Annotated in this window: 18 protein-coding genes; 12 read left to right on the top strand and 6 right to left on the bottom strand. The window is 32.6% G+C overall.

Annotation, left to right across the window (positions count from 1 at the left end; all coding sequences use genetic code 11):
• Positions 1–602 precede the first annotated feature (602 nt).
• Entirely contained in the window at positions 603–3,092 is a 2,490-nt protein-coding gene (locus EZS29_RS08770; RefSeq protein WP_130609029.1) for an ATP-dependent Clp protease ATP-binding subunit, read from the bottom strand.
• 55 nt (positions 3,093–3,147) lie between these two features.
• Positions 3,148–3,774: a signal peptidase II gene (gene lspA / locus EZS29_RS08765; RefSeq protein ID WP_130609026.1), complete on the bottom strand. Its 627-nt coding sequence runs from the start codon at positions 3,772–3,774 to the stop codon at positions 3,148–3,150.
• A 155-nt stretch (positions 3,775–3,929) separates the two neighbouring features.
• On the opposite strand from lspA, the gene EZS29_RS08760 reads away from it, so the two are divergent.
• From EZS29_RS08760 to rlmN, 7 genes are all read left to right on the top strand, one after another.
• Positions 3,930–6,005, top strand: a complete 2,076-nt coding sequence (locus EZS29_RS08760; protein ID WP_130609023.1) for a hypothetical protein — start codon at positions 3,930–3,932, stop codon at positions 6,003–6,005.
• Positions 6,006–6,036: 31 nt separating this feature from the next.
• A complete protein-coding gene (locus EZS29_RS08755; RefSeq protein ID WP_172603861.1) occupies positions 6,037–6,741 on the top strand; it encodes a Crp/Fnr family transcriptional regulator in 705 nt (234 codons plus the stop codon).
• 157 nt (positions 6,742–6,898) lie between these two features.
• Complete coding sequence (locus EZS29_RS08750; RefSeq protein ID WP_130609017.1) at positions 6,899–7,807, top strand: FkbM family methyltransferase; 909 nt, start codon at positions 6,899–6,901, stop codon at positions 7,805–7,807.
• 66 nt (positions 7,808–7,873) lie between these two features.
• Positions 7,874–9,373, top strand: coding sequence for a carboxypeptidase M32 (locus tag EZS29_RS08745; protein ID WP_130609014.1), 1,500 nt, complete (start codon positions 7,874–7,876; stop codon positions 9,371–9,373).
• 334 nt (positions 9,374–9,707) lie between these two features.
• On the top strand, positions 9,708–10,649 hold the full coding sequence (locus tag EZS29_RS08740) for a ribose-phosphate pyrophosphokinase (protein WP_130609011.1): 942 nt from the start codon (positions 9,708–9,710) through the stop codon (positions 10,647–10,649).
• A gap of 9 nt (positions 10,650–10,658) precedes the next feature.
• Positions 10,659–11,576: an alpha/beta fold hydrolase gene (locus EZS29_RS08735; RefSeq protein WP_130609008.1), complete on the top strand. Its 918-nt coding sequence runs from the start codon at positions 10,659–10,661 to the stop codon at positions 11,574–11,576.
• A gap of 7 nt (positions 11,577–11,583) precedes the next feature.
• Positions 11,584–12,699: a dual-specificity RNA methyltransferase RlmN gene (gene rlmN, locus EZS29_RS08730; RefSeq protein WP_130609005.1), complete on the top strand. Its 1,116-nt coding sequence runs from the start codon at positions 11,584–11,586 to the stop codon at positions 12,697–12,699.
• A 52-nt stretch (positions 12,700–12,751) separates the two neighbouring features.
• Here the strand turns inward: rlmN and EZS29_RS08725 are convergent, their stop codons facing one another.
• Both EZS29_RS08725 and EZS29_RS08720 read right to left on the bottom strand, forming a co-directional pair.
• Positions 12,752–13,027: a hypothetical protein gene (locus EZS29_RS08725; RefSeq protein ID WP_130609002.1), complete on the bottom strand. Its 276-nt coding sequence runs from the start codon at positions 13,025–13,027 to the stop codon at positions 12,752–12,754.
• A 289-nt stretch (positions 13,028–13,316) separates the two neighbouring features.
• A complete protein-coding gene (locus EZS29_RS08720) occupies positions 13,317–14,045 on the bottom strand; it encodes an aspartate/glutamate racemase family protein (RefSeq protein ID WP_130608999.1) in 729 nt (242 codons plus the stop codon).
• 158 nt (positions 14,046–14,203) lie between these two features.
• On the opposite strand from EZS29_RS08720, the gene EZS29_RS08715 reads away from it, so the two are divergent.
• Complete coding sequence (locus EZS29_RS08715) at positions 14,204–15,022, top strand: substrate-binding periplasmic protein (protein ID WP_130608996.1); 819 nt, start codon at positions 14,204–14,206, stop codon at positions 15,020–15,022.
• Here EZS29_RS08715 and EZS29_RS08710 read toward each other — a convergent pair.
• Positions 15,019–15,723, bottom strand: coding sequence for a hypothetical protein (locus tag EZS29_RS08710; RefSeq protein WP_130608993.1), 705 nt, complete (start codon positions 15,721–15,723; stop codon positions 15,019–15,021). The two genes, EZS29_RS08715 and EZS29_RS08710, sit on opposite strands and share 4 nt — an antisense overlap.
• 166 nt (positions 15,724–15,889) lie before the next feature.
• On the opposite strand from EZS29_RS08710, the gene EZS29_RS08705 reads away from it, so the two are divergent.
• A complete protein-coding gene (locus EZS29_RS08705) occupies positions 15,890–18,394 on the top strand; it encodes an alpha-ketoacid dehydrogenase subunit alpha/beta (RefSeq protein WP_130608990.1) in 2,505 nt (834 codons plus the stop codon).
• A 63-nt stretch (positions 18,395–18,457) separates the two neighbouring features.
• Entirely contained in the window at positions 18,458–19,843 is a 1,386-nt protein-coding gene (locus tag EZS29_RS08700; protein WP_130608987.1) for a hypothetical protein, read from the top strand.
• A gap of 322 nt (positions 19,844–20,165) precedes the next feature.
• On the opposite strand, the gene EZS29_RS08695 is transcribed toward EZS29_RS08700, so the two are convergent.
• Entirely contained in the window at positions 20,166–20,942 is a 777-nt protein-coding gene (locus EZS29_RS08695; protein WP_130608984.1) for a substrate-binding periplasmic protein, read from the bottom strand.
• 114 nt (positions 20,943–21,056) lie between these two features.
• Between EZS29_RS08695 and EZS29_RS08690 the strand changes: the two genes are divergently transcribed.
• Positions 21,057–21,704, top strand: coding sequence for a lysoplasmalogenase (locus tag EZS29_RS08690; RefSeq protein WP_130608981.1), 648 nt, complete (start codon positions 21,057–21,059; stop codon positions 21,702–21,704).
• 242 nt (positions 21,705–21,946) lie between these two features.
• A complete protein-coding gene (locus tag EZS29_RS08685) occupies positions 21,947–23,347 on the top strand; it encodes a hypothetical protein (protein WP_130608977.1) in 1,401 nt (466 codons plus the stop codon).
• Positions 23,348–23,446 lie beyond the last annotated feature (99 nt).

Raw genomic sequence — 23,446 nt, 5'->3', positions numbered from 1 at the left:
ATTCGATAATATTTATAATACAAATGCCACTTGAGATATTCTGAACTTTTGCTTATTCTGTTTCTTCTTTGGCAATAATTGGTTATGTTTATTCAAATGAAACTCAAGGTAATTTAGTTATAACTTATGATAATTTATATGCAATTCATGAATATGGATCTGCTTGTTCAATTGATGATTATAATTGTGTAGAATTTAATAAATAATGTAATTTAAATTATAGAATTATTCTTAATAGTACTGTCAAATTGAATTACAAAATTAATACTGTTGCGAATATATAGAGAGCGGAATTAATATTTGAGAATACTATAATTCCATTGGCATCTACTGGTATATTTGGAAGATATACTTTCTTAGCTCCTAATATCCCTAACAATTTTAAAGATATTATAAGAATTATTTTTTTTCACATTAAATAATAACTTAAAAAGTGGTGAATCAAATCACATTTTTTCAAACAAAAATCCAAATCAAAAATATCAGTATTTTTTTAATCGGTACCGATGAATAAATAAAATGGTTTTATATTATTCATGCTTAATTTTAGCCGTGTAAAAGTTAGATATAAAAGGGTGAGTCATTTTTAATTGGTCTATTTTTTAATTAATACTGACATTTAATTGAGGTTGAGGTTTTTTCTGCAATTCAATTTTCAATTCTTTTCCATTCACGAGTCCAGAATCTTTATCTTTACCTTTGTTAATTATTTCTTGGGCGATTTTATTTTCTATTTCTGTTTCTAATAACCTGCGCAATGGTCGGGCTCCATAGATAGGATCAAAACCTTTTTCTGCCAAGAATACTTTTGCCTCATCGTTTATGATTAAATCAAGTCCTTGATGTTTAACTTTTTCGGCTAATTGTTCAAGATTGAGTTCAAGAATTTTTAGAATATCTTCTTTATTTAATTTTTCGAAGACTATCACTTCATCCAGTCTGTTTATAAACTCGGGTTTAAAAGATTTTTTCAGTTCAGCCATGACAAGATCGCGAACTTCAGCATTGCTTAGGTCTTTATTAAAATCACCTAATCCCACCCCTCTTTTATTTTCACTGATATATTCGCTGCCAATATTACTCGTAAAAATAATAAGTGTATTTTCAAAACTGACATATTGACCTTCTGCATCGGTCAGACGTCCATCATCTAGAATTTGTAAAAATAGATTGAACACATCTGGATGGGCTTTTTCCACTTCATCAAACAATAAGACACTGTAAGGCTGACGCTTTATTTTCTCAGTTAATTGTCCACCTTCACCATAGCCAACATAACCAGGAGGTGAACCTATTAGTTTTGAAGTTTCATGTCTCTCCATAAATTCCGTCATATCAAAACGTAACAAACGATGCTCATCATTTAACACATATTCTGCCAGGGCTTTTGCCAATTCTGTTTTTCCCACGCCCGTTGGTCCTAAAAAAAAGAAACTGCCAATCGGTGCTTTGCGCTCACGCAGGCCAATTCTATTTCTGCGCAAAGCATTGGCGACAGAGTGGATGGCATGTTTTTGTCCGATAAGTCTTTTTGCCAGTTCATCTTCTATGTGTGCTAATTTTTCGAGATCTTCAGCCTGTAACCTTTGCACGGGTATGCCTGTTACTTTAGAAACTAAAGTAGCAATGTCTTCAGCAGTGACCATGCGGTCTTCGTGCTTCATTTCGAGACCCCACTGCCTTCTGCGTTCTGAAACTTTATTTTCAAGGGTGAGCAGTTCCATTTGTGCATTGGCAACCATAGCAAAATCTTGACGATTAAAATAATCGCTGCGTTCCAATTCTTTTTTAGCTTTTTCTCTTTCAAGTTTTTGAATGTCAGCAGGTATACTTACGACTTTAATTCTTTTCAATGCACCCGCTTCATCGATTAAATCGATCGCCTTATCCGGTAAGCTTCGGCTGAAAATATATTTGTTACTTAACTCAACTGCGGCATCGAGAGCTTCTGGACTAAAATGAATTTGATGATGTTTTTCGTATTTTTTTGCGATTGATTTTAATATGTCTTTTGCATTTTCGATTGAAGGCTCTTCAACTTTTATGGGTTGAAATCGTCGCTCAAGCGCCCTGTCACTTTCTATGTATTGTTTATATTCTTTAAAAGTTGTTGCGCCAACGCATTGCAATTGGCCTGTTGCCAAGGAGCCTTTTAAGATATTCGATGCATCGAGAGATCCCATAGTGCGTCCCGCACCAACCACAGTGTGAATTTCATCGATAAATAAGATAACTTGTCCTTCGAGGGCAATGATTTCTTCTTTTATGGCTTTTAATCTTTCTTCAAACTCTCCGTGCATTTTGCTGCCTGCAACGAGGTCTGCCATTTCAAGGCTGAGAATTCTTTTGCCAACAAGATGATCGGGAACTTCGAGGTCGACAATTCTTTGCGCCAATCCTTCAATAATGACAGTTTTTCCAACACCTGGTTCGCCAATAAGTACGGGGTTGTTTTTTTTCCGGCGGGAAAGCACTTGGACAACTCTTTCTATTTCATTGTCACGACAGCTCACGGGATCAAGCTCACCTCTCCGAGCCATTGCTGTGATATCGCGGGTATATTGACTCAATGCACTTTGCTTTGCTTCATCATCACGATTCGTGACGCGATGATTGCCGCGCACATCGAGCAGAGCTTTGCGCGTATCTTCATAAATAAGGCCTGATTTTAATAAAATATCTCTAGAATTTAAGCGCGTATCAAAAAATGCCAGAAATAAAGTACCTGTGCTAATATAAGCATCCCCAAAATTTTTTCGCTCAAGATCCGCTTTTTCCAGTAGATATGCGACTTCAGGTGACCCATACATGCCTGTTGCGTCGCGCATATGGGGAAAATGCGTTTCTTGTTTTTTCTGAAGTTGATTGATGCTGTCATATATTCCATTTATAATAGATGTTTTTACCAAAACTTCGTCGAGTTTACATTCAACGGCTATTTTTAAAGCGATGGAATCTTTTTGTTCCATTAAGGCGAATAAAAGAAACTCTGGAATGAGCATTTTAACTTGCGCATTGAGAGCTTCTGTTATGCCTGCTTGAAATATTTCATTTACGCGATGGGTCGAGTTTTTCAGAAATTGTTGAGCCATATAATATCACTCCGCATTGTTTGATTCTTTTAACATTTACGGAAAGAGCTTGGTGTCAATCTTTTTTGAGTTTTCTTAATTTTCTTGCTTGTAATTCTTCACGCACAGTATCGATGAGAAGAATAATCACCCCAATCGTTACACAGCAGTCTGCAATATTAAAAACAGGATAATCGTATTGCCAACTCAATAAACTCCATTCTACATGAATCCAGTCTATTACATAGTGTAACCAAAGGCGGTCTATGAAATTTCCTGCAGCCCCGGCAAAAATAAATGCAATACCAAGTCGAGTGCTGAGCAGATCAGCTTTTGTTTTAAAAAAGAAAATGAGGATAACAATCATGGCAACTATTGTTAAAATATAAAAGAAGTATGGACGAATATTTTCAGGTAAATTTCCTAGAAAACCCCATGCTGCACCTGTATTTCTAACATACGTTGTGTTAAAATCGAGCCAATTGACAGGAGATCCTAGAGTAAAAATATGTTGTGAGCTCGGGTAATAAGTGCGAATATCTGTTGTAGATGAACTTACCAAAAAATGTTTTTCAGACCAAAGTTTGGTAGATTGATCCAATAAAATAAAACCAATACACAAAAAGAAAAAACCGAGCAGAGAACGTTTAGAGGACTTTTTCGTAACAGGAGCTGGGAGGATGTCTAAGGAGTCTTTTTGCATTTATAATCCTTTGAAAAAAAAATCAAACAAGCATATAATTAATGCAAATTGCATATATTGGCAAGTATTCGAGGCAAATAAATAGAGAAAGGTTACACTTTCCTCCTTGAACAGAATGAGATATTAATAATTAATCTTTAATGAGTAGGTCTAAAATGAATGAATTTCTAAATGCTGATATTTTGAAACATATGGTCAAACAAAAACAAGCACTCATAACGGTCAACCCAAAGCTGCAAAGTTTTTTTATAGATATCTATTTTTCAAATCCAAATATTAAAAATAATTTACCTTTTTTACCTATTCGCTGTTTTCGCGATTTTAATTTGCATGTGGGCTCTGAGCTAGATGAAAATACTATATTTTACTCAAGTGGCAGCACAAATATGATTCAAGCTAAACATACTTTTACACCACAGAGATTAGATTTATATGCTAAACATTCACTCGATGGATTTAAGCGTTTTTTAAAAAAACAAAATCTAGACAAAAATATTCCAATAATCAGTCTTATTCCTCCAAAAGAAATTTGGAATAAAAGTTCATTAGCTGCAATGATATCTATGTATAAAAGTTTTGGTATTAATATTATTTATTGTGATGTAGAAAAAGATTGCACGAATCTAAATAAATTATTAGCGAATAGCTCTTTATATAATCAAGTGGTTATTTTTGGTACAACATTTCATCATTTGCTTGTAACAGAATATGTGCAGAAAAATAATATAGATAAATTATTTAAAGGAAATAAATTGGTAATTATAGATACAGGAGGTACAAAAGGTAGAACACAAAATTTCTCTCTTGAAGAAACTAAAGTAATATTTAAAAAAACTTATGGAGCAGTAAACGATTTTTTATTTTTATCCGAATATGGAATGTGCGAATTAGCTTCACAAGCTTGGTCATGTAAATCTCCACATGATGGAACATTTATATGCAATAAAACCCTTGTACCAATAGCAATTAATTTAAAAGAAAGAAAAATTTTAAAAATAAATGAAGTAGGTTTTTTAGGGTTTATTGATTCATTGAATATGGAGTCATGGCCTTCAATAATAACAGAAGATATTGGATCCGTTATCGATCATGAAGAAGGGATTTTTAAATTAAATGGAAGATCTCCAGAAGCAACATTAAAAGGCTGTAGTTTAAATGTAAGAGAATCCTTTTTCTTTTCAGAATTTGACTTTGAGACAAACACACCCCAGTCACAACCTATAAAGATAACGGCTTTAGAAAATTTTCATTCACCAGCAGATGTATTTAGTTTTATCGAAACTTTAGATTCAAAAGTTTGGACTTCTTTCTGTTGGGCTGATTTATCCACCACTCTTTTTTCTTGGAATGAATCAGAAATTAAAAATAACGAGAAATTGAAGGGTAAAAATATATTAATCATATCATCAGCTAATATACCGATCACGTGGGTCTATCCTGCGCGTATAGCTCAACTGTTAGGAGCAAATTCAGTGCATATTAAGTTGCCTTCATTGCGCAATGATGATCTCGTTGTAAATCGTGTGCGGGCAAAAATTGAAGATTTGGCCGAGAAATTGGCCGCTTATTTATATCCAACACAAATTATCGTTGAAAAATCAAGAAATCTTTCAAACGATCTCTCTTACTTTGATGCTGCTATTGTTTTCGGCACAAATATTACCATAGAAACATTTACAAAAAAATTAAAAAATTCTAAAACTCATCTAATTCCTCAGGGCGATGTAAAAAACAGTTTGAAAGTTGGACTGCAATACTCTACGGAAGAAGTTGCAAAACTTTGTAGCCTTTGGTTAGGAAGAGGGTGTTTAACTCCCATCTGTCTCTTTATGAGTGGCCGATCGGAAGAGCAAACTCATGATTGGCTTAAAGAATTTCAGCAAGTGCTTGAACAGAATTTTACGGAACGCTTTCAACTGGAAGGTTTATCTAAAGATTTTATTCATTCAACACATCTTCTTTATACGGAGTCGATCGTAAAAAACCTAGGTCTCGACCCTAATGAAGCAGTTTTTTCAGGGAAAATAGCTCAAGTCATCAATCTGACGAAATTGAGTGCGGAAGAGATTCTTCGTAGTCGTCTTGATTTTTCTTTTGGTGGATGTGGATTCGTTTTTGCATTAGATGAATCACTGAAGTCAATATTCCCTCAGTTTGCTAGTGAGAAAGTTGTACCAACATTGACTGATAAGCATGGTGGCAAAACATGGGAAGAGTGGTTTGATTTTTAAAGAATAATTTTTTAGCAGTAAGGATTTGCATGTGAAAAAAAATCCAAAAGGACATTCATTTAAAAAGTTTGCCTCTTTTTTTCCAACACTCAACGAAGAAGAAATTGAATTATTATACCAAAGTTCTTCTGAGCTCTCGGTAAAGAAAGAGCAAAATATTTTTATTGCAGGAGAAAAATCATATTCAATATATTTGATTGTTTCTGGTTGTGTAAAATTTACTCGTGAATTTGAAAAAGATAAAACAATTATCAGTTCTCTTGCAAAAGAAGGTGATAGTTTTGGAGTGCTTGAAATATTTTCAAAATCTCCTTATTTTGAAAGAACATGTACAGCCATAACTCATTGTGATTACTTTGCAGTGCCAAACGTTGCCATTTTTGGCATTGCAGAAAAAAATCCCTCTTTATATTTCGATTTTTTAAAGCGCTTAAGCAATGTGTCCTCCCGTTTGTACAACAGGATTGAAGGTGTGCGTTACAAATCTGCAAAACAAAGGTTAGCTTCTTGTTTTCTGGATTTCTCACCGTATTTGAAAAATAAGTCTCTCTATAAAAAAGCACTTCTGAGCCGCAGTGACTTTGCCGATCTGGCTGACATGACACCTGAAACAGTGAGTCGTGTGTTTGCCGAACTCAAACGTATGGGGGCAGTTGAAGGAAGTATTTCGGATTTTAATATTCTTGATCAAAATATTTTGAAAGAAATATCGGAATTTAATAATTTAAGAAATTAATCAAAAAATAATGTATATTTATATGATTTATTTTGTAAAAAAGTTATTTTATATAATACTATATTCTACTTTCATAATTTAATCTTGCATTTATATATAAAATGGAATAAATGCTATATTCTAAGTGTTTGTCTACTTGGTTTGGGGAAGAAATTTAATGTTTATCACAATAAATAATCGAAATATTGTAAACTTTATTGCTAAGAAACGTTGGCTTAGGAGATTAAAGATTTTTAAACAACCTGCTCTCAGCTACGTTGAATGGCACGACAAAAAGATTTATGTCGACACATCAGACTGGAATGGCCCTTCTTTTCATGTACTTAAGTGGGGAATGGAAAGTTATGAAAAAGATAATTTCGAAATTTTAAGAATGATCTGCAATCAAGATACGACTTTTTTAGATATTGGGGCGAATATTGGTATATTTTCTATTAAGTTAGCTCATCTAAATAAAGAAATGGAAATTCATGCCTTTGAACCTGAGCCTATTACCAATCAATGTCTAGAGAAATCAGTAAAGCAAAATGATTTTAAAAATATAGCTGTGCATAAAGTGGCTCTGTCAAATAAGAATGGACAATCTAGCTTTTATTTTGATGCAACCAATCACGGTGGCCATTCTTTGAATGCTGAATCTATAGAAGGTGAAGGCAATTTAATTTCTCACGAAATCAACGTTGAATTGGAAACATTAGATCAATTTGTCCTCAAAAATATGATAAACAAAATTGACCTCATTAAAATGGATGTACAACGGCACGAAGCCAATGTCTTAGAAGGTGGTTTACAAACTTTAAAAAAAAATCGTCCTATTATTTTGATGGAATGTTATTTAGACGATTTAAACGTAGCCGATTCTTATTTGCACAAAGCTTTAAGAGAGTTAAATGATTATTGCATTTATGAGCCAAAAAACAATAAAGTTATAGATGTTTTAGAATATTCTGAGAATTCTTTTCCTAAATACAATAATAATCATAAAGTTCAATATTATGATTTTCTTTTTATTCCAAAAGAAAAAAAAGATGAAATATTGAAAAAAATTAATGAGAGATTTATTTAAGAATAAAATTTTCGTTATTTATTTTTTTGTTATAATCTTCATTAGAATTTTTAAAGGAGATTTAACATGACTCAACATGAAAAATTTAAAATATTAAGTGAGAAATTCGCAGAAATAACAGATTTACGAGCGGCATCATCGGTTTTATACTGGGATCAAAATACCTATATGCCTCCTCAGGGAGCCGAGGCCAGAGGGCGGCAAATGGCAACTTTAAGTAAAGTTGCTCATGAAAAAGTTACAAACGCGCAAATTGAGAAGTTATTTTCTGATTTAGAAGGTTATGAAAAAGATTTACCCTATGAATCTCATGATGCTTCTTTTCTTCGACTAGCACGTAGAGAATATGAGTTAGCTACAAAAGTTCCCGCCGATTTTATTGCGAAAATGGTTCAACATTTTTCTGTATCTTATGAAGCTTGGATAAGAGCTAAAGGTGAAAGTAATTTCAAATTAATAGAGCCTTTTTTAGAAAAATCAGTTGATCTTTCTCTTCAATACTCAGAGTTTTTTCCGCATAAACACATTTTAGACCCCTTGATTGCAGAGCAGGATTATGGTTTTACTGCAGAAAGTATTACAAATATTTTTTCTGAGTTAAGATCTGAACTTGTGCCATTTGCAAAAGATATTATTTCTACAAAAAAAACAGATTTTGAATTTTTAAATAAAAAGTATCCTAAAAAAAATCAGCAATTGTTTGTGGAGAAAATCTTAACTGAAATTGGTTATGATTTTTCGCGTGGGCGCCTTGATCTTACCCATCATCCTTTTATGATCTCTTTTGCACTTGGAGATATTCGCATTACCAATCGCTATGATGAAAATAATTTTAACGATAGTGTTTTTGGTGCTATTCATGAATTGGGACATGCATTTTATGAATTGGGCAATGCAAAAGAATTGGATGGAAATATTCTTTTTGGCGGAACATCTGCGGGTGTGCACGAAAGTCAATCGCGACTTTGGGAAAATATGGTTGGAAGAAGCATAGATTTTTGGCAATATTTTTATAAAGATTTTCAAATGCTTTTTCCAGAACAATTAAAAAATGTTTCTTTAAAAACTTTTTATGCCGGCATTAATAATGTAACACCATCCTTAATTCGCACTGAGTCGGATGAAGTCACTTACAATTTACATGTAATGATTCGCTTTAACCTTGAGAAACAACTTTTAGAGGGGAAATTAAAGGTTAAAGAATTACCGGAAGCATGGAATGCTTGTTACTTAAGTGATTTGGGAGTTAAAGTTCCAGATGATTCTCATGGTTGTTTACAAGATGTGCATTGGTATGCAGGATTGGTTGGTGGAAGTTTTCAAGGCTACACTTTAGGTAACTTAATGAGTGCACAATTTTTTGATGCAGCCTCGGCGGATCTGCCAAATCTTAATAATGACATTAAAAATGGAGATTTTACCCAATTGCAAAAATGGCTTATCGAAAATATTTATTGTCATGGAAAAAAATTCACTGGTCCTGAGGTTTTAAAAAAGGCAACAAAGAAAGACTTAAATATCGCTAATTATATGAATTACCTTAAGAGAAAATTTCCTATCAAATAATTGACGATCCTGAAAGTTTTAATTGTTTAAAAAATTGCAAAGCCGTCGAAAGTATGTTTAGCGGCTCACAGTCGTCATGCAAACGACCTTCAGGAGGAAGGTGAAAAGGAAACCTAATTTGTGCCATTGTTTAGCAAGGCACTTTGGACATCAGCTTTGAAATCAGTTGATTTGCCTAAGGATGGGTTTAGATTCTCAAGATGGAATCTTGGTTGCGGTTTGCAAGAAAACTGTGCTCCGCTTTTTTTATCTTCGGTTGCATTTAGATGATTTTGCCGTTACAGAGTAAAGGTCTATGTGTCATTATTTTACTCTATTTTAGCGGGTTAATCATATGGAAAGTGAACTCCTTATATTTTCAGGCAATGCAAATCATGAATTGGCACATAAAATATGTCAATATCTAGATGTTCCCCTAGGAACTGCTCTCATTGGTCGATTTTCTGATGGGGAAACTCGAATTGAAATTGAAAGCAATGTGAGAGGGCGGGATGTCTTTATTATTCAGCCTACTTGTGCTCCGACAAACGAAAATGTCATGGAACTTCTCATCATGATCGACGCACTGAGACGAGCCAGTGCCCAGCGTATCACAGCGGTTATCCCTTATTACGGGTACAGTCGCCAAGAGCGCAAAAGCGCACCGAGAACACCCATTACGGCAAAATTGATAGCCGATCTTCTCGTCAGTGCGGGTGTAAACCGCATTCTCACCATCGAACTCCATACGGGAGCTATCCAAGGTTTCTTTAACCTTCCGGTCGATCATCTCTTTAGCAAACCTGTCTTTGTAGAACACTTCACCAAAATGAATTTAGAAAATGTCATCACTGTTTCACCCGATGCTGGTGGTGTTGAAAGGGCAAGAGCACTAGCCAAAGTTTTGGGTTGCGGTTTGGCCATAGTAGACAAGCGACGCGATCGCCCAGGTGTCTCTCAAGTTATGAATTTAATTGGAGATGTTAAAGGTAAAACCGCTATCCTCGTGGATGATATCTGTGATACAGCCGGTTCTTTGACTTCAGCAGCCGCAGTTCTGAGAGATAGAGGTGCGGTTAAAATTTATGCAGCCATCACTCATGGAGTGCTTTCTGGACCTGCGATATCACGTTTAAATGACAGTTGCATAGAGAAACTTTATATAACCGATACGATTCCTTTAAGTGCTGAAGCTAAAAAGTGCTCTAAAATTGAAGTATTAAGTGTATCTGAGCTCTTAGGCAAAGCGATTCGTCGTATACATAACTCGGATTCTATCAGCAATCTTTTTATTTGAGGACAGAGCGTGGATTTGGATTATCTTGAATTTTCTTCCTTGCCTCTTTCTTTATTCGATGTTTGTCTGGAAATCGAGGCAGGTGCTCAATTTCTGGAATTTGAAGGTGCGCGAATAGCCTTTGATTTCCTCCCAGCTAAAGATACTTGCCAAAAACTTCTTATTTTGGTGAATGGATATCAGCGCACACGGCAGGATTTTCGAGCTTTTCGTAAAAAAATTGAAAAGTTATCTCCTAACACAGCCACGCTTTCTTTAGACAATCGCTTTTCGGGTGAGACACAGGATAGTGGAATTGATATCCTCACAGTAGAGAGAATGGCCCGGGATATCAGTGCATTAGCTGCGGTTTTTTGCAAAAAACTCAATCTCTCCACTTTTTCTCTTCTTGGTATAAGTATGGGTGGAATGATTGTCCAGACCTTAGCAGCACACAATGGAAAAGTAGAAAAACTTTTTCTCGTAAGCACTACGGCTGGTGGGAGTGGCCGAACCTGGCCTGTACAAGTAAAAGATCCTAAAGAACTCAAATATAAGAATCCTTATATTTCTTTAGAGTCGACTAAAGCACAGATGGCTCGGTACTTCGGCAAAAGATTTTTACAAGGGTCACCTTTGCTATTTGATATGATGTGCAAATCTATTTTAAAAGCGCGAGCAGAAAATGAAGCAAGTAGTGATAAAGCTGCAGAAATTCAATTTTATACTTCTGCTATTTTTGATGGAATAGCATTTCTTGGTAAAATAAAAGCAAAGACCTTTATTATTTCTGGCGACGAAGATCATATTATTCCATTAGAAAATTCACATTTTTTAAATAGGAATATTGAGAATTCTGTTTTGACAATCTATGAGGGAGTTGGGCATCTTATTCTCATAGAAGAAGCCGATAAATTTGTCCAAGATGTGAGTGAGTTTTTAGTTTAAGGGTATTATGAATAATAAAATAGCTCTATTAATGAGCGAAAAAGATTGGGCTGAATGGTTTATTTCAAAAGGTGACAAAAGCTTTAGAGCTCGTCAATTGATTGATTGGATGTTCTTGCGTCATTGTTTTTCTCCCCAAGACTTTTCAAATATTCCCAAATTATTACGTGATTTATTAGCTCAAGAATTTGATTGGTCTATTCCTGAAATAGATACAATATTATCATCAGAAGATGGTAGTGAAAAAATATTACTTAAATTATTTGATGGCCGATTTTCTGAATGTGTACTTATGCCCTCTGACAATAGAGTGACTTTATGCATAAGCAGTCAAGTTGGCTGCCGTATGGCTTGTACTTTTTGCCAAACCGGTAAAATGGGCTTAAGCCGAAATTTGTCTATGGGCGAAATTTTAATCCAAATTGTTATTGCTAATAAAAGACTTGTTGAGCGTAATATTTTGGAGAGAAAGGTAACAAATATTGTTTTTATGGGGATGGGAGAACCGCTCGATAATTACGACAATGTGGTTGCTGCTTGTAAATTGATGGTTGATCCAAAAATATTTGGTCTCTCAAAACACAAAGTAACAGTTTCAACTTCGGGTCTTCTGCCTGAAATAACCCGTTTGGGACAAGACGTGCCTGTTGCCCTTGCTATTTCATTGCATTCACCAGATGAAGAGCAGAGATCTTCCATGATGCCTGTGAATAAAAAATATTCATTGGCTGAAATGAAGAAAGTCTTGCTTGAATATCCTGTGCAGACACGCCATGGAATTACTTTTGAATATGTGATGATTCAAGGAGTCAATGACTCAATGACCCATGCAAAGAAATTGGTTAAATTTTTGCATGGGATGAAAGCAAAAGTAAATTTAATTCCAATGAATCCCCATCCTGGTGCAGATAATATGGTTGCAACGGATTTTGACCGAATGCGAGATTTTCAAAAGTATTTAGCAGATCGATCCATTCCAGCTCCTGTTCGTTACAGTCGTGGACAGGATGTCAGTGCAGCATGTGGACAATTAGCTTCAAAGAGAAAAGAAGAACTTGATTTACCACCAAGGACCGTAGCTCTCGCACGAAGACGGGAATATCTCGATTCAAAGCAAAAATAGTGTTACCTCGCTCATTTTCTGGCGAGATGACTCCCTAGTCTATTACATATTCTCAATGATAAAGACCGGTTGGTTTTATATTCTGCAATTCGCCTTCACTTGAATCTTTCTGCTCTTGCTCAACTTGATTTTCAAACATATTTTCAAGTTTACTTTTCCTTAAATCATCTGCCTCTTGAGCTGTTGTTGCAACATCAAGTAAGTTTACAAATTTCTCTAATATTTTATAATAGAGCGGTAGGTTAACCATTCTTAAATCGGAACGGTTGAGCATTTTTAAAATACTGATTAATTCATTTTGTAATAAATCACTTGTAGAATTTTTCATTTTGATACCTTAAAAAAAATTATTTTTAAACATTAAAAGTACCTTATCCTATAGATCGAGAATCGTCAATTTTTTTATATCAATTATTATTATATGTTAGTTGCCTGAGCAATAACAATAATTTCGAAAAATTTTAATTAAAATATATAGTTATCTATTAATTTTTGGAAAAGCGAGAGTTATTTTAAGGTATTAAAAAGAGAGAGTTATTTCATTAGAAAAAAAATCTAAAAGAATGGAGAGAATATTTGTTACCACAGTTAAAAAGTATAAAATGCAATTAATTATTTTAACCAAATTTCAAATTGTTTTGTTGACTTAATAATAGATACTTTTTTACGCAAGCAGAAGCGAGAGCATCATAGGAATCCGTAATATGAGTAAAGTACTCACTTCCTTCATATTTTAAGCAATGAGAGATCTCACTATTAGTATTAATTATGCTATCGCAATTATTATCTAAGCAATAATTACAAATTTTTTTCCAAAGCTTTAAAGAATGAGATGATAAACCCGTTTGTTTTAATGAAATAATAAGTTGTGAAACATTGTCTTGTAATTCATCATTATGAAAGAAATGAATATTATTATTTTCTAATTCCTTTTGATAAGACCCGTTATCGATTGTTGAGTTAGCTGCAAGTAAAGCTAATTTAGGGTTATTTTTAGGAAGTGATTCAACTGTCACATTGACTATATTTAATATAGGTATATTAATTATCTCTTTTATGTAATCATAATAGTGGTGAATATAATTGCTTGGTACTGCAAGAATATGAATCTGTGCATTTTTTAATCTATCAATTCCTCGAAATAAATGCTCTTTGATGATTTCGTTCCCGCCAGCTTTATTTGGGAAAAATGGAACTGGCAATGAATAGATCAACATATGCGGGAGATCGGAATCAAGCTTTGCGCCATATAAATTTTGACAAAAAGTAACTATTCTATCTAAAAACGGAGCTGTAGTTCTGGGGCCATGGCCAGTGAGAATGCCTAAAACGATTTCTGTTGTCATAAGAATTTCCTCTTAACTTTGACTCTAATAGATTTATACAATGATTTAAATGTCAAATTATTAATCAATAAAAACATGAGGAAATATTGAAATTGAAAATATTGTATATAAAATTTTAATTAAGCTATCTGAGTAAACTTTTGTGAGGTATTTGATAAATGTATAAAAAATTTTTTTATACTATTTTTTTAGTTTTATTTGTAATAGCAAAAAATCAAGTTGCTTCGGCAAAAGAAAAAATTTTGATCTATGCAGATGACGGTTATCAACCTTATTCATATATAGATAATGGAAATCCAGCTGGAATTTATTACAATATTTTAAAAGAAGCATTTAGCAAACTAAAAGATTTTGAGGTGAAAATAGAAGCTGTACCCTGGAAAAGAGGGCTGGCTGAAGTAGAAAGCGGCAATATATTTGCCATTTATCCTCCTTATTATAGACCAAAAGAGAGAGCTTGGATGGAATATTCTGAAAAAATTTTGGATGAAAAATATACATTATTTTGCAGAGCAACAAAGAGTATATTTGCAAAAAAGAATTGGCCTGAAGATTATAAAGGAATTTCAGTGACAAAAAACTCTGGCTTCGCTTTACCAAAAAATATCATGGATCCTGTTGAAAAAGGCATAATTACTTTAAGCGAAACAAAAAACACGCAGCAAAATTTAAGAAAACTAATTGCCCATCATGCTGACTGCTATGTCAATGATGATATTGCTATTGAAATTGAACTTGCAAAAATGAAAAAAGCAGGTGAGTATAAACCTGAAATGCCAGAAGAAAAAATAATAAAAATACTTGATTTGAGTCAAGAGACAGGATTTATTGGTTTTTCAAAAAAAAGTCAAAGTAAATTCCCTTATAAAAGTAAATTTATTAAAGAGTTTAATAATATTATTTTAGACATGAAGAAAAATGGACGTGTAGAAAAAATAAAACAAAATTATATAAATAAAATTAAGCTAAAACTTTAAAAAACCCAGCGAAGAGAGAATGGGAAAAATTTAAAATCAACTGTATTTCTACCAGATTCAACTCCAACGGTATCATAAGTATAAGCATAATAAATTGACGCATGTGGAATAAAAAATAAATGTGAAGTTATTTTCTTTGCATAAAGTTCTTCAAAATAAAGATTGACTCCTTTTTGCTCTGTTATAAGAGTCTTAGCACCATTGGTGGTTGTTCTTTGATCGTAGTATAAATAAGAAATTCTTGTTGTAAATTCAAGATCATTTTCTTCTAATAGTGAGTGAAATATTTTAAGATATGGTCCTAAAAGTAAATTTGAAGAAATGAGTTTATAATTAGAAGTTCCACTCCCCGATGTTTCTTCTCTTCTATTAAGAGAAAGATATATACCAAATTCATAGCTGTTATTAATTAATTTACCTACAGAAATAGAGCCATTAGTTGAACTTTCATAGATATTAATTGAGATCGATGGGCGAAATATATAATTTTGACTTGCAAAACAAAAATTAATTGCTGGTCGCCCAGTGAAAAATTGGTAGCTTTCTCCAGATTTGTCGCTATTGTCAGCAGAAATTGTTTGGTAGTCAAAAAGAATTGCATCTACCTCAAAATAATCACACAAATGCGAGTGAGTAATGACTTGAGCATTCGAAAGAGGTGTAAATAAAAAAAATAATATTAAAATTACTGTATTTTTCATATATTTTCCTTATTATATATAAAAGCAACAGGACGACGAAGAAAAATAAGTTACTGGCTAGATTTTTTAAATTGTCTCATATATGTCTAGGTAAAAGCAAATCCCATATTTTTGGGAGATTGGCTTAAAAGTTGTTGTACGTATAAGGCTAGAGGAGTGTGTTTCTATGGAAACCAACCGCATCATTAAGACTCCCAATGGAAAATATTCATTCTCATTCGAAGAAATTTTAAGTGATTATCGCCTCGCTATGAGAAGCCGATTGACCAGTCTTTTGGGAAGGAAAGAGGTCCTGACTGGCAAAGCGAGTTTTGGTATATTTGGAGATGGAATCGAATTGCCCCAAATAGCGGTCGCAAAGTCTTTTCAAAAAGGAGATTTTAGAACAGGTTATTATCGTGATCAAACATTTGAAATGGCTATTGGTAATGTTAACGTAACACAGTTTTTTTCCCAGCTTTATGCCGATCATAATTTAAAAAATGAGCCCAACTCTGGTGGCCGCCAAATGAATTCACATTTTGCAAGCCGATTATTGGACGAAAATGGAAAATACAAAAATCAATTGACATCTAAAAATTCAATTTCTGATATTTCTCCCACAGCGGGCCAAATGAGTCGAATGCTTGGTCTTGCATATGCATCTAAAATATATAGAAACAATAAAAAGCTTGATAATTATTCTAAATCCTTTTCAAAAAATGGCAATGAAGTTGTCTTTGGTTCTATCGGTGATGCCTCAACCTCAGAAGGGGTCTTTTTTGAAACGATGAATGCTGCTGGAGTGTTGCAGGTACCAATGGTTGTTTCTGTTTGGGACAACGGTTTTGGTATTTCTGTTCCGCGTGAGTTGCAAACAGTGAATAACTCTATTTCCAAAGCTCTGGCAGGGTTTTCATCTGAAAAGGCCAATCAAGGAATTTCTATTTATCAAGTGGAAGGTTGGAATTATTTAAATTTATGTGAAACTTATTTAGAGGCAGCTGAAAAAACACGTAACGAACATAAACCGGCACTTATCCATGTTACAGAATTAACGCAGCCACAAGGACATTCAAGCAGTGGAAGTCATGAAAGATATAAATCGAAAGAAAGACTTAACTGGGAAAAAGAGTATTGTTGTTTAAAAAAATTCCGCGAATGGATTATTCAAAATAAAATTGCTCAAAATGAAATGCTTGACAATATAGAAGAAGAAGAAAAAATATTTGTTGAACAATCTAGAAAAAAAGCGTGGAATTTATATTTAGATCCCATAAAAGAAGAAAGAAATACTGTTGTTCAGCTGTTAACAGAAATTAAAAAAACAACACAAAAAACCGAGAATATCGGCCTTTTAATTCACTCTTTGGAAAACTCTATATCTTTAAATAGAAGATATATTCACTCAATTCTTTTTAAGGCACTTCTTCTCTTGGCGAATGAAGATTCCAAAGAAAAAGAAAAATTTGTAAAATTCTATGACGAATATTCTGCAAGATTCAGCAATGTTTATGAAAATAAACTTTACAGTGAATCAGAAGAATCTCCACTTAAAGTAAAAGAAACAAAACCCATTTATTCTGAGAAGTCAGAAATTGTTGACGGGAGAGTTATATTACAGCGGTGTTTCGATCATCAATTTGCGACGAATAATTTATTTTTTGCTATTGGGGAAGATGTCGGAAAACTTGGAGACGTCAATCTTGTTTTCGAAGGGCTAAATGCTAAATATGGAGATTTACGAGTCACTGACACTGGCATACGTGAATCGACAATTTTAGGCCAAGGAATCGGTTCAGCTATTCGCGGATTACGCCCACTTGTTGACATACAATACTTAGATTATTTTCTTTATGCGCTGCAAACTGCTTCAGATGATCTTGCTACATTGCACTACCGTACTGCAGGCGGACAAAAAGCACCCGTTATCATTCGGACGAAAGGACATCGCTTAGAAGGTGTTTGGCACACAGGTTCACCTTTAGGTGTATTGCTCCATGCTTTACGTGGTATTTATATTTGTGTTCCGCGAAATATGACTCAAGCTGCTGGAATGTACAATACACTTCTTCAGTCTGATAATCCTGCAATTGTCATTGAAGTGCTCAATGCTTATCGCTTGAAAGAAAAAGTACCTGATAATATTTCTTCATTCACTGTGCCTTTAGGAATTCCTGAAGTTATTCGGGATGGTCGAGATATAACAGTGGTTACTTATGGTGCATGTTGTAAAATTGCGCTTGAGGCTGCCGAAGAATTAGAAAAAATTGGAATTTCAGTTGAAGTGATCGATGTGCAGACACTATTGCCATTTGACTCTACAGGCGTCATTACAAAATCGATCAAAAAAACCAATGCAGTGCTCTTTTTTGATGAAGATGTTCCGGGGGGAGCAAGTGCCTATATGTTGCAGCAGACAGTAGAAAAAAATAATGCGTATCATTATTTAGATTGTATGCCCCGTACTTTAACAGCAAAAGAAAATCGCGGAGCATTTGGGCGGGATGGTGATTTTTATTGTAAGCCACAGAGCGAGCATATGATTGAAGCTTGTTATAAAATTATGCGTGAACGTGAACCGAAAAAATATAAGGATCTTTTTTCATCTCAAAAGAAAATTAAAGGTGCAAGTTCACTTGAAAGTGTATTAATTCTTAGCAGTGATTCTTTATTAATTTCAACTAAATGACATTAATAAAAGAAATCTTTTGTAAGCTATTATATATTTTAATTATTATATAGGGAATATAGAATGAGAAAAAAAATAGTATTTATTTTTTTACTTTGCATAATTTTTAAAGGTTGTAAAAAAGACGATCAAGTTAATTTGCATGACAACATTTCAGTTTATCCAGAAAGTTTTGAAATCAATAATATCAATGGAAAATTTGGGCGAACAATTATAAATAAAAATATGAAATTAAATTTTATTTTAATTAACAACCATTCTGGAACAGCGGAAAATATTAATGCTACTTTTGATAATAACAATTTTAAATTTTTAAATGGCTATCCTGGTATAAATTATACAAGTTCAACATCAATTAAACCTCCATGCACTTTCAATTTAAACAGTAAAAGCGAATGTACTCTTGCTGTGTCATTTGATCCAGATAATGAAAATTTTGTATATGGAAATTTAATTATTACTTATGAAGTCAATTCAAAGCAATACGTTTTTAAATTTCCCTTAATCGGAGTGGGAGTAAAGCAAACCAAAGCTCAAGAGCTATTGGGGAAATTAAAAAAAAGTTTTTCACCTGTTAATAAGCTTACAGAACCTAGTCCACATAAAACTACATTAATAGAGACTATTTTAGCAGTTGGACATTCTCAAAAGTTTGCGTACGATGATTATTTTAATTCTCTTCCAAGTAAGAATATTGAGGTTATAAATAAGCAATTATCATTAAAAAGAGTAATTGGATTTACTTTTCGAGGAGATACAAGAAGTCAAGTAATTGACTATAAAGATTGTGAGGATGATTGGAAATACGGATTTAATATAATTGATCCAAAAACAGGAAATGAAATAAGTTACCCAGGTCATCCTGGCGCAGGTTGTGGAATAAAAGATGTTGGCGGATTTTTTCCTACCTTTACAAGAAAGAAAGATATTGAGAAGATTAATAATTTACTAATAGATTACAAAAAAAATTATGGAAAAGATTTTGATCCAACAATTGATAATTTTAGAGTATTGACTTTATACCCAACTGCTCCTTTTACCTTTTTCTCTAATATTTCTGAGACTGATGTACTGAATTGGTGGCTTCAAAGTACTCTAAATATAGCAGCACATACAGCTGGCTTTTATGAATATAAAGGATTTATATCTACAACAACTAATATATTCATTGCAGATAAATTTAGTAAAAATGGAACTGTATATGCATTGTATCAAGAAGGAGGCTATTTATTACCTGAGTTTTCAGATCCTAAAAATCAATTGAGCGGAGGAGGAGCATTGGCGTCTATTGATGAAAATGAAGTCGCTGTTCCAGGTGCAGTTGATTGGGATGATGTCGTCGCTTACTACAATAAATCAGAAAAGATTCTTATGGTTAGAGATGGGTTAAAAGAAATGGATTCAAAAGCCTATGATGAAATTATTAATGAATTTTCACATATAATGTAATGCTATTTTTTGATCTATACGATTTTACTAGTTTCTAACTATTTCTTGCTTAATTCTTATATGATGAATGTAGATTGTATATTTTAGATCCTTTTATTTATATCCTTTTCTAAAATAAATTTCTTTATTAGATTTTACCCTTTTTTCCACTCAGGGTGACAATCATTTAACGAAAATTCTGGATCTCTTGTATCTGTTCTAAATACATAGCCAATAACTCTTGGTACTTTAAGATGGAGTTGTCAGACTTTATAAATATTTTTGGAAGGGCATTGAAAAAATCATCGTAATTGAATATTTCAGATTGAAATTTGAACGTGAATTAATTCTTGCCAGTGATGCCGTATTTATTTAATATTTTTTTATACTCACTTGATTTCTTTAATTTAATAAAACCTTTGTCAAATATATCTGCTAGCTTTTGGGAGTTGGGTTTCTCTTTGGGGAAGCCTAAGTAGAGACCTGATTTATTGCCTAAATCACCTACGAATTTCATAGATTTATTGAGTTCCATTTTGTTTATATAATAGACTAAAACATTGTGCTCATCTAATGTTGCATCGATTTCTTTGCCATTTAAACGTGCTAAATTCTTTTGGATGGCATTTTCACCGCCGGATTCACTAATTTTTTGTGCATTTTTTCTAATATTTTCAAGATTTCCTCCGTAAATATAACCAAGAATGAGCCCGAGATGAATGCTTTTGAGTGAATTAAAATCTTTAAAATTCCAAGAAGAATCATTTCTCACTAAAAAAGAATTTGTACTTTGAAGTATAGGTTCATTAGGAAAAATAAATTTATTTCGCCCTTCTTTATAGGCTCCAATAATTCCATCTATTTCTCCTCTTTCTCCGCGTTTTAAAACACGCGCCCACGGCATCATTTCAAAGTGGATTGTGTAATTTTGATTTTTAAAGATAAGTTCAGTTATTTCAAGGAAAATTCCTTTTCCAACTTCTGATTTTTCTTCACAGGTATAAGGACACCAGTTGTCACCTTCAAAATTTAAGATTGCTTTCTCTTCAGCAAAAACTTTATTTATAAAAAGTGAATTTATTAAAAAAATTACAAGAAAAATATTATTTTTAATCTTCAATGGAACTCCTTCTAACTTGAGATTATACTTTAAACTCTCTTTATTATGTTATATCTCTTTTTTATCTTTTAAGAGTGTTAAAAAATTGGCTTTTCTGTTTATAAGGGGTTGATAATGCTTAAGGTTGAGATTTTTGTTGCGCTTTCTCTGTTTTTATCTCTTATTTATTTTTTTACATTTAAATGGCAACCTTATAAATTACATTGGTTAATAAAAGGATGCTCAATTATCTTTCTAGCAGCCTTTGCTTTTTGTAGCTTTCCCAATTCGATTGCGCTTGTTTTTACTTTAGCCCTTGTCTTATGTTCTATAGGAGATATGTTTTTAGCTTATTCAGAAGAAAAATATTTTATCCATGGACTCATTTCTTTTTTGTTATCACATATCGTTTATTCATTTATATTTATAAAATATACAGGAAATATTTCAGAGCATATTTGGGAGAAAATAATATTATTTTCAGTGATTTTTGTTTATTTTTCTTTATTAACAAAAGTATTATACAAAAAATTAGGAAATTTAAAAATTCCTGTATTTATATATATGAGTGTTTTGATGTGCATGGTAATGAGTGCTATTTTAGTAATTAATTTTAATTATACTTTGATATTAGGGGCAGTGCTATTTGCAATTTCCGATTCAATTATAGCAATACAAAAATTTGTTAAATCATTTAAAGGGAGTGCATATATAATTTGGGGGACCTATTATCTTGCTCAACTTTTTATTTGCTCTGGAATGCTTTTCGCTCTCAATCACTGATTTTTTTTATGAGATTCCTATACGATTATATGGTAAATATGATTATAAATTTAAAAGCTATGGCCGTAATAAGAACACCCAAAATTTTGCCCATTAAATTGAGATCTTTTTTCCTAACTTATTATCTCTTTTTTATAGAAATTTTTATATAAGTCAATTACTTGACATTAATAAATGAAATATTCGTCGAATTATTATAAAAATATAATGATTAAATATTTATTAACAAGGGGAAATATTAAGTGAAAAAAAAATTATTATTTATTCTATTTCTCTTCATCATTTTTATAAGCTGTAAAAAAGACGAACAAGTCAATTCTAATGATAACAACATTCCAGTTAGTTTTGAACATTTAGAAATCAATAATATCCCTGGAAAGTTTGGGCGAGTAATCATTCACAAAAACTTTAATTTAAATTTTATTTTATTAAACAAGTATTCTGGAACAGCGAAAAATATTATAGCGAGTATAGATAATAACAAATTTAAATTTTTAATTGATAACCCAGTCATAACAAATTCAAGTGCGAACTTAATTAAACCACCTTGTACTAAAGAGTTAGATAGTAAAAAAGAATGTACTATTTCTGTTTCATTTGTTCCAGTTAATGAAAATTTTGAATATGGAAACTTAATAATTTACTACGAAGTAGATTCAAAAAAATACGCTTTTAAATTCCCCTTAAGTGGGACAGGAGTAAAGCAAACAAATGCACAAGAGTTATTAGGGAAATTAAAAAAAACATTTTCTCCTGTTAAAAAATTAATAGCACTTAAACCACATAAAAATACATTAATAGACACTATTTTAGCAGTTGGACATTCTAAAAAATTTGCTTATGATGACTATTTTACTACTTTTTCTTCTAAAAATGTTGAGGTAATGAAAAAACAATTATCAATTATTAGAGTAATCGGATTTACGTTTCGAGGCGATAATAGAGCTCCGGAAATAAATTATTATGAATGTGGAAATGATTGGATATATGGATTTAAGTTAAAAGAGCCAAAAACAGGAAATGTGATAAGTTACCCAGCTCATCCTAAAGGAACTGGTTGTGGAATTAAAGACGTTGGCGGATTTTTTCCTACCTTTACAAGGAAAAGTGATATTGAAAAAATTAATATTCTATTAAATGATTACAAAAATAAAAATAATGGAAAAGAATTTGATCCAACAATTGATGACTTTAGTGTTTTGAAAAAAAGCCCAACTAAACCTCCAGTTTTTACTCTTTCAAATGTTGAAATACTAAATTGGTGGCTGCAAAGTCCACTTAGTCTAGCAGCACATTCACATTCGTATTATCAATTTAAAGGATTCATTTCCACAACGACTAATATTTTTACTGCAAAGTCATTTAGTGGAAATGGAACTGTCTATGCTATGTATCAAGAAGGGGGTTATTTGTTACCTGACAAGTTAGATGATAATTATGACTTATCTACAGGTGGACATATGACTGGATTTTCTGAAAATGAAATAGCTGTTCCAGGTGCTGTCGATTGGGATGATATCGTTGCCTATCTCAGTTTTTCTGGAAAAAATAAAGATATTCTTATGGTAAGAGATGGCTTAAAAGAGATAGATAAAAAAGCTTATGATCAAATTATAAATGAATTTTCTTTGATAATGAAATAATACACTTCTTGAACAATACAGCAATGCTTAGCATCTACCTGCGTTTTCACTTAATTTTTATACGATGAAAGTAAATAATATATTTTATTATAAGCAGCA

Source organism: Fluviispira sanaruensis (assembly GCF_004295685.1).
In the GTDB taxonomy this organism is placed as follows: domain Bacteria; phylum Bdellovibrionota_B; class Oligoflexia; order Silvanigrellales; family Silvanigrellaceae; genus Silvanigrella; species Silvanigrella sanaruensis.
Note: the sequence above shows the minus strand (reverse complement) of the source record. Positions and strands in the feature narration are given on the sequence as shown.